Source organism: Corynebacterium flavescens (genome assembly GCF_008693105.1).
In the GTDB taxonomy this organism is placed as follows: domain Bacteria; phylum Actinomycetota; class Actinomycetes; order Mycobacteriales; family Mycobacteriaceae; genus Corynebacterium; species Corynebacterium flavescens.
The window spans coordinates 61140-77335 of the sequence record NZ_VXKK01000039.1; the positions used below are offsets into that span (position 1 = coordinate 61140).

At 59.9% G+C, this 16196-nt stretch carries 15 protein-coding genes; 5 read left to right on the plus strand and 10 right to left on the minus strand.

Annotated features, from left to right (window positions below; all coding sequences use genetic code 11):
* Nucleotides 1-27: 27 nt before the first annotated feature.
* Both F4V60_RS09960 and nrdF read right to left on the minus strand, forming a co-directional pair.
* Nucleotides 28-1188, minus strand: a complete 1161-nt coding sequence (locus F4V60_RS09960; protein ID WP_075731294.1) for a pyridoxal phosphate-dependent aminotransferase — start codon at nt 1186-1188, stop codon at nt 28-30.
* 42 nt (nt 1189-1230) lie between these two features.
* Complete coding sequence (gene nrdF / locus F4V60_RS09965) at nt 1231-2220, minus strand: class 1b ribonucleoside-diphosphate reductase subunit beta (protein ID WP_075730441.1); 990 nt, start codon at nt 2218-2220, stop codon at nt 1231-1233.
* Nucleotides 2221-2555: 335 nt separating this feature from the next.
* Here nrdF and F4V60_RS09970 point away from each other — a divergent pair, with 335 nt between their 5' ends.
* Nucleotides 2556-3263: a FadR/GntR family transcriptional regulator gene (locus tag F4V60_RS09970; RefSeq protein ID WP_075730442.1), complete on the plus strand. Its 708-nt coding sequence runs from the start codon at nt 2556-2558 to the stop codon at nt 3261-3263.
* A gap of 59 nt (nt 3264-3322) precedes the next feature.
* Here F4V60_RS09970 and nrdE read toward each other — a convergent pair whose 3' ends face one another.
* The 5 genes from nrdE to F4V60_RS09995 form a co-directional block, all read right to left on the minus strand.
* Complete coding sequence (gene nrdE / locus F4V60_RS09975) at nt 3323-5485, minus strand: class 1b ribonucleoside-diphosphate reductase subunit alpha (protein WP_075730443.1); 2163 nt, start codon at nt 5483-5485, stop codon at nt 3323-3325.
* Nucleotides 5486-5556: 71 nt separating this feature from the next.
* Entirely contained in the window at nt 5557-5988 is a 432-nt protein-coding gene (gene nrdI, locus F4V60_RS09980) for a class Ib ribonucleoside-diphosphate reductase assembly flavoprotein NrdI (protein ID WP_075730444.1), read from the minus strand.
* A gap of 11 nt (nt 5989-5999) precedes the next feature.
* Nucleotides 6000-6245, minus strand: a complete 246-nt coding sequence (nrdH, locus tag F4V60_RS09985) for a glutaredoxin-like protein NrdH (protein ID WP_075730445.1) — start codon at nt 6243-6245, stop codon at nt 6000-6002.
* Nucleotides 6246-6665: 420 nt separating this feature from the next.
* On the minus strand, nt 6666-6788 hold the full coding sequence (ykgO, locus tag F4V60_RS09990) for a type B 50S ribosomal protein L36 (RefSeq protein WP_003847162.1): 123 nt from the start codon (nt 6786-6788) through the stop codon (nt 6666-6668).
* 119 nt (nt 6789-6907) lie between these two features.
* Nucleotides 6908-8248: a sugar porter family MFS transporter gene (locus F4V60_RS09995; RefSeq protein WP_075730446.1), complete on the minus strand. Its 1341-nt coding sequence runs from the start codon at nt 8246-8248 to the stop codon at nt 6908-6910.
* Nucleotides 8249-8275: 27 nt separating this feature from the next.
* Between F4V60_RS09995 and nadE the strand changes: the two genes are divergently transcribed.
* Nucleotides 8276-9100 (plus strand): ammonia-dependent NAD(+) synthetase, encoded by an 825-nt coding sequence (nadE, locus tag F4V60_RS10000; RefSeq protein ID WP_075730447.1) that lies wholly within the window; start codon nt 8276-8278, stop codon nt 9098-9100.
* Nucleotides 9101-9158: 58 nt separating this feature from the next.
* On the opposite strand, the gene F4V60_RS10005 is transcribed toward nadE, so the two are convergent.
* Nucleotides 9159-9890, minus strand: coding sequence for a fructosamine kinase family protein (locus F4V60_RS10005; protein ID WP_075730448.1), 732 nt, complete (start codon nt 9888-9890; stop codon nt 9159-9161).
* Nucleotides 9891-9928: 38 nt separating this feature from the next.
* The gene (locus F4V60_RS10010; protein WP_075730449.1) at nt 9929-10876 is read right to left on the minus strand and encodes an arsenic resistance protein; all 948 of its coding nucleotides are present in this window, start codon (nt 10874-10876) and stop codon (nt 9929-9931) included.
* Between the two features lie 118 nt (nt 10877-10994).
* Here F4V60_RS10010 and F4V60_RS10015 point away from each other — a divergent pair, with 118 nt between their 5' ends.
* From F4V60_RS10015 to F4V60_RS10025, 3 genes are all read left to right on the plus strand, one after another.
* Nucleotides 10995-11795 carry an SDR family NAD(P)-dependent oxidoreductase gene (locus tag F4V60_RS10015; RefSeq protein ID WP_075730450.1) on the plus strand — a complete coding sequence of 267 codons (801 nt, stop codon included), beginning with the start codon at nt 10995-10997 and terminating at the stop codon, nt 11793-11795.
* Nucleotides 11796-11943: 148 nt separating this feature from the next.
* Nucleotides 11944-12633 (plus strand): YdhK family protein, encoded by a 690-nt coding sequence (locus tag F4V60_RS10020; RefSeq protein WP_249041628.1) that lies wholly within the window; start codon nt 11944-11946, stop codon nt 12631-12633.
* A 46-nt stretch (nt 12634-12679) separates the two neighbouring features.
* Entirely contained in the window at nt 12680-14842 is a 2163-nt protein-coding gene (locus F4V60_RS10025; RefSeq protein ID WP_075730451.1) for a heavy metal translocating P-type ATPase, read from the plus strand.
* A gap of 18 nt (nt 14843-14860) precedes the next feature.
* On the opposite strand, the gene F4V60_RS10030 is transcribed toward F4V60_RS10025, so the two are convergent.
* Nucleotides 14861-16102: a cobalamin-independent methionine synthase II family protein gene (locus tag F4V60_RS10030; protein WP_075730452.1), complete on the minus strand. Its 1242-nt coding sequence runs from the start codon at nt 16100-16102 to the stop codon at nt 14861-14863.
* Nucleotides 16103-16196 lie beyond the last annotated feature (94 nt).

A 16196-nucleotide genomic window follows, 5' to 3' on the forward strand; every position in this document is an offset into this window, starting at 1 on the left:
ATGAATCAACCAATAGATTGATCCCTTCTAGTCCTCTCCTTGAATGCGCTGCGCGGAGGGCAGTCTGCTCAGGCCCTGCAGCAGTTCTTCGCGCTCCGCAGCAATACACACTCGGACCCAGCCCTCCCCCGCGGCCCCGAAAGCCACGCCTGGCGCCAGAGCGACCTTGCACTCGAGGAGGAACTTCTCTGCCCAGGCGGCCACGTCTCCTCCGCTGGCATAAGAAACGTCGATCCACAGGTACAGGGCACCTGCGGGACGCTGATAAGAAATTCCCATCGAATCGAGCAGCCCACAGGCAGCCTGAATGTTGCCTGCATAATGCGCGCGGGCAGCGGCAATATCGGATCCATCCCCGCCGATCGCAGCTAGGGCAGCCGCTTGACCCGGCGCGCTCACACAGCTGACGATTGCTTCTTGGGCCGCGCGGAATCTCTCACTGAGGCCGGGTGGCGTGACCAGGTAACCAATCCGTGCACCGGTAAGGCCATAGGTCTTAGAAAAAGAATAGATACTGAATACGCGGGCCTCGGTGTCTATTGCGGCGAAGCTGGTGAAGCCGGGTTCAAAAGTGAGGTATTCATAGACCTCGTCACTAATGATCCACAGGTCATGGCGCGCGGCGAAGCCCACCAACTCACGCACGGTCTCCTCCGGGAAGATCACGCCGAGAGGATTCGAAGGCGAATTCACCAGCAGCACGCGGGTGCGCGGCTCCACTAGCTTTTCTAGTTCGGCCACATCCGGCAGAAACCCTCGCTCCTGGCGCAGCTCATAGGGCACCGGAACTGCCCCGAGCAAGCGCGGAGCCATGGCGAAGGTGGCATAGCCCGGATCCGGAATCAGGATTTCATCGCCGGCACTCAACGTGAAGGTCATCGCCATGTGCAACGCCTGCGCGCCACCCGCCGTGACGTGGATCTGCTCCTCCTCCACGGCGTATCCATTATGCAGCGCCAGCTTCCCCCGAATGGCACTGCGCAGTGCGGGCAGCCCGCTATTGGGCGTGTAGTTTATCGGGTCCTCCCGCCAAGCGCGTGCCCCTGCAGCGCGAATCTCCTGCGAGACCGCAAGGCCTGGCTCCCCGACGCTAAGCGGGATTACATCCTCCATTCCCGCTGCGAGCTCGAAGATCCTCCGGATGCCAGAGGCGGGAACAGATTGAATGGTACTGGCTATAGGCGGCATGCCAGACACATTAACAGCAGATAAGCGGCTATCGCGCCCTCTTTAGAAGTCCCAGTCGTCGTCCGTGGTGTCCTCGGCCTTGCCGATGACATAGGAGGAACCCGAGCCGGAGAAGAAATCGTGGTTCTCGTCGGCGTTGGGCGAAAGGGAGGACAAGATGGCAGGCGAAACTCGGGTCTCATCCACTGGGAACAGGCCCTCGAATCCCAGGTTATTGAGCGCCTTATTGGCGTTATAACGCAGGAAACGCTTGACGTCCTCGGTCCAGCCCAAGTCATCATAGAGGTCCTCGGTGTAGGAGATCTCGTTGTCGTAGAGATCGTAGAGGAGATCGAAGGTGTACTCCTTGAGCTCCGACTGCTCTTCGGCGCTAAGTTTCTTGTAACCCTGCTGGAACTTGTAGCCGATGTAGTAGCCGTGCACAGCCTCATCGCGGATGATGAGGCGAATGATGTCCGCGGTGTTGGTCAGCTTCGCGCGTGAGGAGAAGTACATCGGCAGGTAGAAGCCGGAGTAGAAGAGGAAAGACTCCAGCAGAGTGGAAGCAGCCTTCTTCTTCAAAGGATCCTCGCCCTCGTAGTAGGACAGGACAATCTTGGCCTTGCGCTGCAGGTTCGCGTTCTCCTCCGACCAACGGAAGGCATCGTTGATGACGGGGGTGGAGGCCAAAGTCATGAAGATATTGGAGTAAGACTTCGCGTGGACGGACTCCATAAACGCAATGTTGGTGTAGACGGCCTCCTCGTGCAGCGTGGCGGCATCGGGAAGCAGGGAGACCGCACCCACGGTGCCCTGGATGGTGTCCAGCAACGTCAGACCCGTGAAGACCCGCATGGTGGTCTCTTTTTCTTTCTCCGTCAAGGTCTTCCAGCTGGGGATGTCATTGGATACTGGAACCTTCTCAGGAAGCCAGAAGTTACCCGTCAACCGCTCCCACACCTCGAGGTCTTTTTCATCGGGGATGGTGTTCCAGTTAATGGCTTTAACCGGCTTTTCGTGGTCTTTTACATATGAGTCGTAGTCGTGAGACACGCGTTATTCCCTCACTTGCTCTCTAGTAGATCGAGGTAGATTACAGAACTTAGTTCAGCACCCCAGCCTACTCAACCTCCGCACTGGCGGGAACTATTAGCTTGACCTGCCAAAGCAGCAATTCGCAGTACTTGAACGAGAAAGCAATGCAAAGGTGATACAAATGTTGCACATTTCGCTGATTTGCTGCAGGAAGCAAGGTATTTTAGAGAGACTTATATCGTTGTTCTAATCTCTAAAGCTTTAAGCGTTGTAGCTTCACCCCCTAACTCGTTGCTACTCCGCTTTCAGCTTCCCCAACCCTCTCCCCTATCCCCTACTGGAGGCCATAAGCCTTGACTACTTCAACGGACCACTCCCTGCCGCTGCTCAATAGCGTCCTCGACTGTGTTGGATCAGACATTGTTAGCGGCGCCATTGTCCCCGGGTCGACTTTTACCTTGCAGAGTCTCTCCGAGCGTTTCAATGTCTCGCGCACCGTGGCGCGTGAGGCCATGCGGGCGCTGGAGCAACTCGGCTTGGTTTCATCCTCACGCAGGGTGGGCATCACAGTGCTGCCCATGCAGGAATGGTCGGTCTTTGATCACGCCATCATTTCTTGGCGCCTGAGCAATGAGAAAACGCGGCAGGAGCAAGTTAGCTCGCTCAACCAACTGCGTCTTTCCATTGAGCCAATGGCGGCGCGTCTAGCAGCCACTAGTGCGCCGGTTGAAGAGCGCCGTGAAATCTTGGCGCTAGCGCGCAAGCTCCATGAACTGGAAAACACGCCATCACCGCGGACCGGGGAGGAGTTGGCCGCAGACCTGCGTTTCCACACAATGGTGCTGCACGCCTCGGGCAACGAGATGTTCGCGGCCTTGGCCCCTTCACTTTTATCCTTGCTCAAGGGCAAGTCTGTCTTTGGCTCGGCCAAGCGCAATCCCCTCGGCGGCACGGCGGAATTGCATCTCGACCTCGCCCGCGCCATCTGTGACTCGCGCCCCGACGAGGCCGAGGCGCTGGCGCGGGCAATCCTCGATACAGCACGCACCAGCATCAACTAAAAGCTGATGCTGGAGCTAATACTGGTACAGATTCTGGAATACTCCGAGCTAGGTGCACCCTAGAGCATGCAGGAAACGCAGCCCTCGACCTCGGTACCCTCCAGAGCCATCTGGCGCAGGCGGATGTAGTAGAGGGTCTTGATTCCCTTGCGCCAGGCGTAGATCTGAGCGCGGTTGATGTCGCGGGTGGTGGCGGTGTCCTTGAAAAACAGCGTCAGCGAGAGTCCCTGATCGACGTACTTGGTGGCCACGGCGTAGGTATCGATGATCTTCTCGTAGCCCACCTCGTAGGCATCCTTGAAGTACTCAAGGTTCTCGTTGTCCATGTGCGGAGCCGGGTAGTACACGCGGCCGATCTTGCCCTCCTTGCGGATCTCGATCTTGGAGGCGATCGGGTGAATCGAGGAGGTGGAGTTGTTGATATAAGAGATCGAACCCGTTGGTGGCACGGCCTGCAGGTTGCGGTTGTAGAGCCCGTAGTTGGCCACGTCCGCCTTCAACGCCGCCCAATCCTCGGCGGAGGGGGTGTGAATGGAGGAAGCAGCGAAAAGCTCCTTGACCTTATCCGTCTGCGGGGCGAACTCGGCGGGATCGTAGCGGTCGAAGAATTCGCCGGAGGCGTATTCAGACTGGGGGAACTCGGTGAAGTACTCGCCGCGCTCGCGGGCGATCCGGTTGGAGGCGCGCAGGGCGGCATAGAGTACCGCAGCGAAGTAGGCGTTGGTAAAGTCCAGTCCTTCCTCCGAGCCGTATTCAATGTGCTCACGCCCGAGGTAGCCGTGCAGGTTCATCTGACCAAGGCCGATGGCGTGGGAGTCATCGTTGCCCTTGCGAACCGAAGGGACCGAATCAATGGCGGTCTTATCGGCCACTGCGGTTAAGCCGCGGATGGCGGTTTCCACCGTGAGGGCGAAGTCAGGCGAATCCATGGTGGCCGCGATGTTGAGCGAGCCCAAGTTGCAGGAGATATCCTCCCCCATCTTCTTGTAGCTTAAGTCATCGGCGAACTCGGAGGCCGAGTTCACCTGGAGGATCTCCGAGCACAGGTTGGACATGTTGATCCAGCCGGTCTTGACCGGGTTGGCCTGGTTTACCGTGTCCTCGTACATGATGTAGGGATAGCCGGACTCGAACTGAATCTCCGCCAAGGTCTGGAAGAAGTGGCGCGCGTTGATCTTCTTTTTCGTGATGCGGGGATCTTCCACCATCTCTTCGTAGTGCTCGCTCACAGAAATATCTGCGAAGGGCTTGCCGTAGACGCGCTCGACGTCATAAGGCGAGAAGAGGTACATGTCCTCGTTGCGCTTGGCCAGATCGAAGGTGATGTCAGGGATGACAACGCCGAGCGACAGGGTTTTGATGCGGATCTTCTCATCCGCGTTCTCGCGCTTGGTGTCGAGGAAGCTCAAGATGTCTGGGTGGTGGGCGTTGAGATAGACCGCACCCGCGCCTTGGCGTGCGCCGAGCTGGTTGGCATAGGAGAAGGAATCCTCGAGCAGCTTCATCACGGGAATGATGCCGGAGGACTGGTTCTCAATGTGCTTGATGGGGGCGCCGGCCTCGCGGATATTCGTCAGCAGAAGGGCCACTCCGCCGCCGCGCTTGGAAAGCTGCAGGGCAGAGTTGATGGAGCGCCCGATGGACTCCATGTTGTCCTCGATGCGCAGGAGGAAGCAGGAAACCAGCTCGCCGCGCTGCGCCTTGCCCGCATTGAGGAAGGTAGGCGTGGCCGGCTGGAAGCGCCCGGTCATAATCTCATCAACCAAGTGCTCGGCGATGGTCTCATCACCATTGGCCAAGAAGAGCGCGGTCATGGAAACGCGATCCTCGAAGCGCTCCAAGTAGCGGCGGCCGTCAAAGGTCTTGAGCGTATAAGAGGTGTAGTACTTGAACGCGCCCAAGAAGGACTTGAAGCGGAACTTGAAAGAGTAAGAGCGCTTGAACAGGGACTTGATGAAGGCGAAGTCATACTGCGCAATTACTGCCGGATCGTAGTACTGGTTGGTGATCAGGTAGTCGATCTTTTCTTCCAAGTCGTGGAAGTAGACGGTGTTTTGGTTGACGTGCTGCAGGAAGAACTGGTTCGCTGCCTCGCGGTCTTTGTCGAACTGAATGTTCCCGTTCTCGTCATAGAGGTTGAGCAGCGCATTGAGTGCGTGATAATCAAGCTGTTCTGCCGCCTTGACGGGCTCAGCTACGGTTTTCCCCATCTGGATAGTCACTTTTTCTAAGAGACCTTTCTGTATTTATTTGACCCGGTAAAACTAAATAAGGTCCCCCGCCCCGCGCCTCATCAGGCAGCGAGCGGCAGACCTAGCGCAGAAGCGTTTTCTAAAAGCCCTTCGCGGCACAGGCGCACGTCTTCTTCGGTACCTAGAAGCTCGAAGCGATAAACATAGGGAACGCCGCATTTCGCGGCGATGACGTCCCCTGCCTTGCCAAAATCTGCGCCGAAGTTGCTATTCCCCCCAGAAATCACTGCCCGGATAAGGGAGCGGTTGTGCTCATTATTGAGGAACTTTATGACCTGCTTCGGAACCGGCCGTGAGTTCTGGTGGCTAATGGAGGCTCCCCCGCCATACGTGGGGCACACGAGGACATAAGGCTCATCGACGATGAGATCTGGGTCCCCGCGGTGGAGTGGGATGCGCGCTGAGGGCAAGCCCAACTTCTCCACGAAGCGGTGCGTATTTTCCGTGGTGGAGGAGAAATACACAACCAGCATGGCTCTAGCTCCTAAGCCGAGGCGGCAACGGCAGTGGTTGCCAGCGCCTTGATGCGCTCGGGGCGGAAACCGGACCAGTGCTCGCCATCAACGTAGACAACGGGCGCTTGTACGTATCCCAGGGCCATGACATAGTCACGGGCCTCATCATCGACGGTGACATCTACCATGGTGTACTCCAGACCTGCGCGGTCGAGAGCCTTCTTGGTGGCGTTGCACTGGACACAAGCTGGCTTGGTGTACAAGGTGATAGACATTCTTCATTCCTTAGACGATGGGCCCGGGGACCTGCGGACGGGGCGGGGTTCTGCTGCTTAAAAATATAGGCTCAGCGGGAGTTTCTTAACTCCGTGAGCGGTACCCATGACACTATACTTTGTGCCTCGTTCTCGCAACCAACACAACATGTAGTAGTTACACGCGTGGTATTCCCAGGATGGAATTTTCCCCGGCCCATATGTTGCCCCCTCCCCTTCACAGCCCCCGAAGCCATCCTGCACATTCGCTAGACGACGCCCCGATTTCGTGACGCATTTCACACGATGCGGGTGGAGGCGACATCGCCAAGCATCTGCCTAGCGGTCCAGGCAACGCAAAAGCCTCCGGACCCTAACTTGAAACGCCTTTCTTTAAAGAAAAGCAGAAGCTAAGGGCCGGAGGCCTTTGTTTATGCGAGACTAGCCTTGACGGGCCTTGAAACGCGGATCCTTCTTATTGATCACGAAGACCTTACCGTGGCGGCGAATAACCTGGGCGCCCGGCTTCTTCTTCAGCGACCGAAGCGACTTGCGGACCTTCATCGGGCGCTCCTTTCGTTATGCGCAATCTAAATGCGGTTGAATAGTTAAAGCAAAGCCGGGCATAAACCCGACCATGACACGATCGAAAATAATACCCCACGTGCACGAAAGAACCAAAACTAGGAAACCTTGGCGTAACGCCGCTCCATTTCCTCACTGACTTGCTCAAGGCTGCGCCCCATTGTTTCCGGAATAAGGACGCGCGTATAGCCCACGGCAACGAGCCCGAGGCAGGCAAAGACTAGGAAAGCCACCGAACCAGAAAGCCATTCCACCAGCGGCAAGAAATATTGAGCCACGGCCCAGTTGGTCAGCCAGAGGGAGAGCCCGGCAATGCCCATGCCCAGGCCTCGCACCTGCGAAGGAACTAGTTCCGAGATAAGCAACCACGTCGCTGGAGAAACCGCAGCCTGTTGGAAGGCGATAAACAACGCCATAAACACGAGCGAAATCATAGCCATCGTGGTCGAGCCATCCGCCTGCGAATAAGCCACGGAGAGAATAAGCAACGAGATGACGTTGCCGCTGAGACCTATAAGCAAAAGGCGCTTGCGACCAATGCGATCGATGACCTTGAGACCGATGATGCAGGCGACCACAGAGGCTAACCCGATGACTATTGAGGTATAGACGGAGTTCTCCGTAGATATGCCCACCTTATTCATCATCGTCGGGGCGAAGTAGATGATGGCGTTGACCCCGGTAATCTGCTGGGTAAGTCCCATGAGCATGGCCAGCAGTACTGTTACCTGCATCCACCGGAAGCGCCTAAGGCTAAACCACTCCGAGCGCCCTGCCCGGCGAGCGGCATTTGCCGAGGCTAATTCCTCAACATGCATCCCGGCGCGGGTAGCGATGGCCCGCGCTTTCTCCCCGTGCCCGCGAGTGGCCAGCCAGATTGGCGTATCTGGCAGGAAGAACATGCCCACCGCCAATAAAAGTCCAGGCACGGCAGCTAGACCCAGCATGAGTTCCCAGTTGGCACTCGTGGCCAGAGCAGAGTTGACCAGATAAGCCATCAGCTGTCCCACGACGATCATCAAGGTATTGAGTGAGACCATGCGCCCGCGCACGGCGGCTGGCACGATCTCGGAGATATACATCGGTGAAACAATAGAAACGCCACCGACTGCCACTCCCAGGAAAGCCCGCGCAAGCGCCAAGCTGCCGATAGTTCCGGCCAGAGCACACCAGATGGACCCGGCGACGAATATGAGGCCACCGAGGATAAGGGTTGTCCGCCGCCCGTAGCGATCTGCCACCCGCCCGGCTAGCAGCGCGCCGAGCATCGCGCCGATCAGCAGCGTCGAAGCCACCCAGCCTTCCTGGTGGGCGGTCATATTAAATTCCGGGGTGATAAACAATAAGGCGCCGGATATAACACCTGTGTCGTAGCCAAATAGCAGTCCACCGAGGGCTGCTATGCCGGCCACGACCTTGACATAAGTTTGGCTATTCACAAACAGTCATTGTGGCAGGCAGCTACCATGAACGTCATGTCAACTACACCACTCACACTGCAAGAAGAGATCATAAACGTCCTGGGTGTTAAGCCCTTTATCGATCCAGAAACAGAGATTGAAACGCGGGTCGAGTTCTTAGCCGATTATCTGCGCCGTACTGACGCCAAGGGCTACGTGCTCGGCATTTCCGGAGGTCAAGACTCCACGCTGGCTGGGCGCTTAGCGCAGCTCGCCGTCGCGCGCGTTGCAGGCGCGGAGTTCTGGGCGGTCCGCCTACCCTATGGCGTCCAGGCCGACGAGGCCGATGCCCAGATTTCGCTGGACTTTATCCGGCCCGCTCACCGCCCCACTATCAATATCGCCACCGCCACCCGCGCCCTCGAGGGCGAGGTGTCCGGAGTCCTCGACGCGCCCGGGCTCGGGGATCTCAACCGCGGCAATATCAAGGCACGCCTGCGCATGACAGCCCAGTACGCCCTGGCCGGTGAGGTCGGTGCACTGGTCATCGGCACCGATCACGCTGCGGAGAACCTCGCCGGATTCTTCACCAAATGGGGCGATGGCGCAGCAGATCTCCTTCCGCTAGAAGGACTCAACAAGCGCCAGGGCGCGCAGCTACTGCGCCACTTGGGAGCGCCGGATTCCACGTGGAAGAAGGTCCCCACGGCAGATCTAGAAGACAATAAGCCGCAGCTGCCCGATGAGGAGGCGCTGGGCGTTACCTATGCCCACATCGATGACTACCTCGAGGGCAAACAGGTTCCAGAGTCAGCCCGCGAGCGTATCGAGTTCCTGTGGAAGAAGGGAGCGCACAAGCGAGTCATGCCGAGTGGGCCTGCCACTGCTTAGGGCCGCGACGCCGCCAAGCAGCGTCAGCTGCTCAACAACCGCAAGGACATAGCAGGCTTTAAGCTGTGAGCAGTTCGAGGGTGAGTGCGGCAGCGCGCTGGAGCGGGCGGTGATAAGCAGCGCCGTGGGTCAAGGAGTGCACTGCCAGGGGGTGGAGCTGGTGCAGGGGAATCCAACGTTCGATATCGCGCGGGGCACCGTAGCCGCGGAAAATCTCCTCCAGATAAGGTGCCCCAAACAGTGCCAACATGCCCAAATCTGTGTGCGGGTGACCGCCGTGAGCGGCCGGGTCAATGACTATTCCTCCTGCCACACTAAAAAGTAGGTTTCCGGCCCAGAGATCCCCATGCAGGCGCGCAGGAGCAATGTCCCAGCTGGCTTCCTCGATGGCGGCGCAGGCGCGCTTAACGCTGTCGAGCTGCTCTGGGCGCAGCCCAGCCCCCTCGGCGAAGGGCAGCACACGTTGCTCGGCGTAGAACTGGCCCCAATCGTCGCTCGGCGTACATTCCTGGCTAACACGCCCGATGTAGTTTTTTCCCTCCCATCCCTGCGGTGGGCTGCCGAAGGCGGGGGCTCCGGCATCGTGGATGCGCCGGAGGTTAACGCCAAACTCGAAGGCAGCTTTTGGGGTCGGCCGCACCTCACGTACCTGTTGTGTCTCGACGAAGTCGGCACCATAGGATACGACGCGAACCACCGTTTCCGGGCAGGCCTGGGCGAGCCAGCGCAGGCCGGCTGCCTCCGCTCCGGCTTGGTCGCTTTCTTGCACTCTTTTCCGAAAGGTCTCCATGGCCCCCACCCTACGGCGCCCGGCGAGACTCGCACAGGTTATTTCACCCAGCGCGGTAGCGCTCGAACCAGAATGACCATGAGCACCAACTCCACCAGTGTCTGGGTCACCACGACGAGGGGTGCCAGCGCGAACTCCGCCGGCAGGGAGAGGACGAGCGGCAATACTACCAGCGAGTTGCGCGTGATAGCGCTAAAGGCCAGCGCGCGGGTACCTGCGGAGTCCATCCGGGACACCCGGGACACCGCCAGCGCGACCAGCAGCATGACGACCGCGAAAGAGACGAAGACCGGTACCACGGCCCAGAGCCGTCCAGACTGGGCGCTGACCTTGTCGATCTGCGAGGCGACCACCACCGCCAGCGTCGCCATCATTAGCGGCACCATCGCCGCGGCGACCGTTTCCTCCCAGTCGCTCGCCGACTTCGAGCGCTTCGCCGACCCCTGCGTGAGGATGGCCGCCGCAAGTGGTACCGCGATAAAAAGTACGAAAGCCTCAAGGAAAGGCCCGAATTCTCCTGCGCCAACCACGCCTCCTCCCGCGAAGAGCCTTAGGTAGAGAGGCAAGATAAGCATCTGCAGGCCCATGAGCAAGGGAGTGGCGGCGAGCAGCCGCTTGCTATCACCGCCGGCTAGTCCGGCGAAGACGATGACATAGTCCACACACGGGCACAGCAGCACGAAAAGCGCCCCCACCAGCAGTGCTTGGTCGTGGGCAAGCGGCCTGGTCAGCAGCCACACCACCGCTGGGCCCACCCCGAAGTTAAGCACAAGGATGGCCGCCAGGAACCGCCAGTCCCGAAAAGCCTGGGTCACCTTGGCAAAGGGGATGGCGAGGAAGGTGGCATAAAGCAACGCCATCAGACACGGCGTGATGGCTAACTGCGCGGGATGGGCCAAACCGGGAAACGCGAGGCCGACAAGCACACCCGCAGCGATGCTGAGTACATACAGCGCCACCTGCCAGCGCTCCATCCAGCCTCTCATGAGTTTCTCACCACGATTCCCATTGTCTCTTATCGCTCCCCCACCCGAATACCAAAGAGTAGAGTGATCTATGCAATTAGATCGGCCAATTGTGTGCCAATACACAAAAGATGCTCTCATGGACAGGTCAGGCAAGACCATCGTGGTAACCGGCGCAGGAAACGGAATCGGCCGCGCGGTCACCCTCCTTCTACTTACTAAGGGCGCGTTGGTCGCCGGCGTGGATCTCAACGCTGTCGGCTTGGCAGAGACTGCGAATCAAGCCGGTGCCGGCTCGCGCTTCACGCAACACGCCGTCAATATCACAGACCGAGAGGCCGTCGCCGCCTTGCCCGCCCAAGTCACAGAGGCGGATGGCCAGGTCGATGGCCTCATCAATATTACTGGCGTCATCCAGCAATTTGTGCGCGTCAACGATCTTCCTTTCTCCGAAATTGAGAAGGTCATGAACGTCAACTTCTGGGGCACGATGAACACCTGCAAGGCTTTCTTGCCGGTTCTCCTCGAGCGGCCCCAAGCCGCGCTATTCAATGTCGCCAGCATGGCCGCCTTCGCCCCAGTGCCAGGCCAGGCGGCCTACGGGGCATCGAAGGCGGCGGTGACGCTGCTTACCGAGGCCCTCTACGCCGAGCTTCTCGACACCAATGTGGCCGTGGGTGTCATCTTCCCCGGCGCCATCGCCACCGATATCGCCACCAACTCCGGACTGCGGGTGCGCAGCGAATCTAGCGAGGCTGCACAGCAAAAGACCACGAGCCCTCAGGAAGCCGCAGAGTCCATCGGCGAGGCCATAGAGAAGGAAAAGTTTCGCGCCACCATCGGCAGTGATGCTGCGATGATGGATAGGATCTCGCGGTTGAACCCAAAGCTCGCCACCAAGATGATTGCAAAAAAGATGGGCAGCCTGCTCGATTCATAGCTACTCGTGCCGGCCCACGACGGGGGAGACGGCACCCCACTGCCGCCTCGATCTTTGAGGCGGCTTTCTTCCTTCTGCCCCTTGAATTATACCCCCATGGGGTATAATGTCGATCGTGGATAGTACCGATCCCAAGGAGCTGAAGAGCATGCTATTTGCACTAAAAGACTCAATGGAAGCCGACTCCGGGCCCCGATCGCCCCTCCCCCGCACGCCGCGCCATGCCCTAAGTCTCGCCTCCGCGGGACTCCTCGCCGCTGCACTGACGCTGAATGCCTGTTCCACCGGAACCGATGAGCAGGCCTCCCCGACCACACAAACGGATGAAAACGAGATGCACAGCGGGCACGGCGAGGGGGAAATGAAGGACGGCGAAATGCACGCAGGCATGAACCTCGGCGACATGAAACATCCGGCCGATGGCGGGCCAGTGCCCGCGGGGATGACCGAGGCCACCGATCCGAAATACCCGGTCGGCAATGAAGTAACGTTGAGTACTGACCACATGGAGGGCATGCAGGGAGCAAAGGCCACCATCGTGGGCGCCTACGCCACCTATGTCTATGCCATCGACTACACGCCCACAACCGGTGGCGATCCCGTGCGTGATCATCGCTGGGTAGTCCAAGAGGAGATTGCGGACGCCGGCTCCGAGCGCCTAGCCGATGGCGCCTCGGTCACCGTCAACGCCGACCACGTGGAGGGCATGGACGGTGGCGCCGCGACCGTTTCCTCCTCGACCGACGAGACCGTCTATGTCGTCGATTACGAGGCGGGAGGCATGAAAATGACCAATCATAAGTGGGTAACCGAAAGCGAGATACAACCGGCCGCATAGTCGAACCACGACCGAGGCAGACTAAACAAGGAAGCTGGAACCGAGTATGAGCAAAGCACACAAACACCACTCCGAACACGCACACGCCATGCACGGCGATCACAAGACTATGCATTCCGAATCCGACGCTCATTCCGGGCATGACATGGCCAACATGCACGATATGAAGAGCATGCACGATATGGCTGGAATGCCGGGTATGGCTGGCATGCACGGCGGTCACGGCGACCATGTCGCGCGCTTCCGAGGACTGTTTTGGATCATGCTCGCTTTGGCCGTTCCAGTCGTGGGGTTCAACGCCATGTTCGCCCATCTCATTGGTTATCAGCTGCCCGCTGCCGCGTGGATCCCCTGGGTATCCCCGGTACTCGGTACGATTATGTACTTCTGGGGCGGACGCCCCTTCCTCAGCGGCGGGATAGGTGAAATTCGCTCCCGCCAGCCCGGAATGATGCTGCTTATTGCCCTGGCCATCACGGTGGCCTTCTTGGCCTCGTGGGGTGCGAGCCTTGAACTCCTCGACCACCAGCTCGACTTCTGGTGGGAACTGGCGCTGCTCATAGTCATCATGCTTTTGGGGCATTGGATTGAGATGCGCTCACTGGCCCAGACCAGCTCCGCGCTTGATTCCCTGGCAGCGCTGCTGCCCGACGAAGCTGAGAAGGTTGTCGGCGATGACGTGGTAGCCGTGGCCCCATCTGAGCTGGCGGTCGGCGACGTCGTGATCGTGCGCCCGGGCGCTGCGGTTCCAGCGGATGGCAAGATCGTCGAGGGATCGGCGGCGTTGGATGAGTCTATGGTCACCGGCGAATCCCGCGCGGTGCGCCGCGAGGTCGGTGACAAGGTCGTCGCCGGAACCATCGCCACTGACTCCGGGCTGCGCGTTGAGGTCACAGCAACCGGCGAAGATACAGCACTGGCCGGAATCCAGAAACTCGTCTCTGCTGCCCAATCCTCGACTTCCCGCGCCCAGCGCATCGCCGATACTGCAGCGGCGTGGTTGTTCTGGTTCGCTCTGGGTTCTGCGGCAATGACCGCGCTGGTCTGGAACCTCATTGGCCTGCCGGCGGAGGCAGTGGTGCGCACCATTACCGTGCTCGTCATCGCCTGCCCGCACGCACTGGGGCTGGCCATCCCGCTGGTGGTTTCCATTGCCACCGAGCGCGCCGCCCGCGGCGGAGTGCTTATCAAGGATCGCCTCGCCCTGGAATCGATGCGCAACGTCAACGCCGTGCTCTTCGATAAGACCGGAACCCTGACCAAGGGCGAGCCCACCGTCACCGGCGTCCAACCAGCCGGCGATAAAACCGAAGACGAGGTGCTCTCACTCGCTGCGGCCGCGGAGGCCGATAGCGAGCACCCACTTGCCCGTGCCATCACCCAGGCCGCAGCGGAGCGCGGCCTCGACGTCGCCCGGGCTCACGACTTCGCCTCCTCCCCGGCAGTCGGGGTCACTGCAACCGTCGGCGGCACCGCCATCGAGGTCGGCGGGCCTTACCTCCTCGAGCAACACGGCCTCGCTGAGCTAGGCATTGCGAGGCGTTGGCGGGCGGAAGGCGCCATCATCCTCCACGTTCTCGCCGATTCCCGCGTCATAGGAGCACTGCGGCTGGCGGATGAGATTCGCCCCGAGTCGCGCGCCGCCGTCGACGCACTACATGCCGCAAACGCCCAAGTCATCATGATCACCGGCGATGCCGAGGCCGTCACCGCCACCGTGGCCCATGAGCTGGGAATCGATCGCTACTTTGCCGGGGTGCGCCCCGTAGACAAGGCTGACACAGTCGCACAACTGCAAAAAGAAAGCAAGAAAGTCGCGATGGTCGGGGACGGCGTCAACGACGCTCCGGCACTGGCGCAAGCCGACGTCGGCATCGCCATCGGGGCCGGAACCGACGTCGCCATCGGCTCCGCCGGTGTCATCCTCGCCTCCTCCGATCCGCGTTCCGTGCTCTCGGTCATCGAACTCTCCCGAGCTACCTACCGAAAGATGAAGCAGAACCTGTGGTGGGCGGCAGGCTATAACCTCATTTCCGTCCCGCTGGCGGCCGGGGTGCTCGCACCAATTGGATTCGTCCTACCGATGAGTGTGGGAGCGATCCTCATGTCTGCCTCCACCGTCGTTGTAGCCCTCAACGCACAGTTGCTGCGGCGCCTCGACCTCTCCCCCGCCGCCAGCGCACGCCGGATGCTCGCTCACTCCGCCTAAAAGCGGTGTGCGACCGGCTTAGAAAAGCTCCGCGCTGGCGATCCGCGCGCCCTCCACGAGGGACTCGAGCTTGGCCCAGGCCAGCGTGCCATTGAGGCGTCCGCCGAGGCCGCAGTCGGTGCTAGCGATGACATTCTCGGGGCCGACAAGATCGGCGAATTTAATGATGCGATCGGCTACGGCTCGCGGGTGCTCGAGGATGTTGGTGGAGTGGGCCACCACCCCGGGATAGATGACGGTTTCCTTGGGCAGCGAACGGTTTTGCCACACACGCCATTCGTGAGCATGACGCCCGGTGGAGTTCTCGAAGCTGAATCCGGAGACGTTGGCGCGCAAACACTCGTCCACGATGAGTTCGAAGGGCACATCGGTCGAGTGCGGGCCGTGCCAAGAACCCCAACAGATATGAAGGCGGGCCTGCTCACGTGGCACGTCACGCAGCGCGCGGTTGATGGCGTCAACGCGGCGAGAGATAAAAGCCTGGAAGTCAGCGACATTGGGCTCGGGGTTGATGCGATCCCAGACGTCGGCAAGCTCTGGGGCGTCAATCTGCACGGTCAGGCCGGCGTCGGCGATGGCCTTATACTCCTGACCCATGGCATCGGCGGCCGCGCCGAGGAGTTCTTCCTCTGTCTCGTAGAAGCGGTTGCCGATATCAGCCGCCATGCCTGGGGAAATGGAGGCCACGAAACCTTGCTCGGCGCGAGCCGCACGCATGGCTTCGCGCAGCAGGTGCGCATCCCGCTTCACCAGCTCTTGGCCGGTATAGGTCAAGGGCGCGCCAATATAAGGGGCCTGAGCGCCACGGCCTTGGACCGCCGGGGCGGCGCCGCTGGCGGCATCGGCATAAAGATCGTGGAAGAGCTGCCAATCCCGGCGGGTATCGAAGGAAGCGACGCGTCCGATGTGGACGCGGTTACCTGGTGACTCCGGATCCCCAGCGGGGTTGAGAACTATCTCGCGCTCCGGATTCTCTTCATCAGCGGCGCCGAGTTTAAGCCCGCCGAGGCGAGAGAAGGAATAGCTCCACCACGAGCCCATGTCATCGGGGCCGGAAGCGGGGTGACCGTACTCGCCGTCGTTGACGATGTCGATGCCGATCTCGCGCTGCTTTTTGACCACCCACTCCACGTTTTCCTTCTGGATTTCACGGAACTCTTCTTGCGTGATCTCCCCGGCGGCCACGCTCCGGTTGGCCTCGAGGATCTCCGGGGTGCGCGGGAGCGATCCAACGTGGGTAGTAAGAATGCGATCTGCCATGTCTTTTCGTTTATTATCCAGTGACTCTAGGAGCGAGGGAGTCAGTGCCCGGTGCAACACGCCTAGGCGCGCTGCTGTGCCAAGCACAACCCTA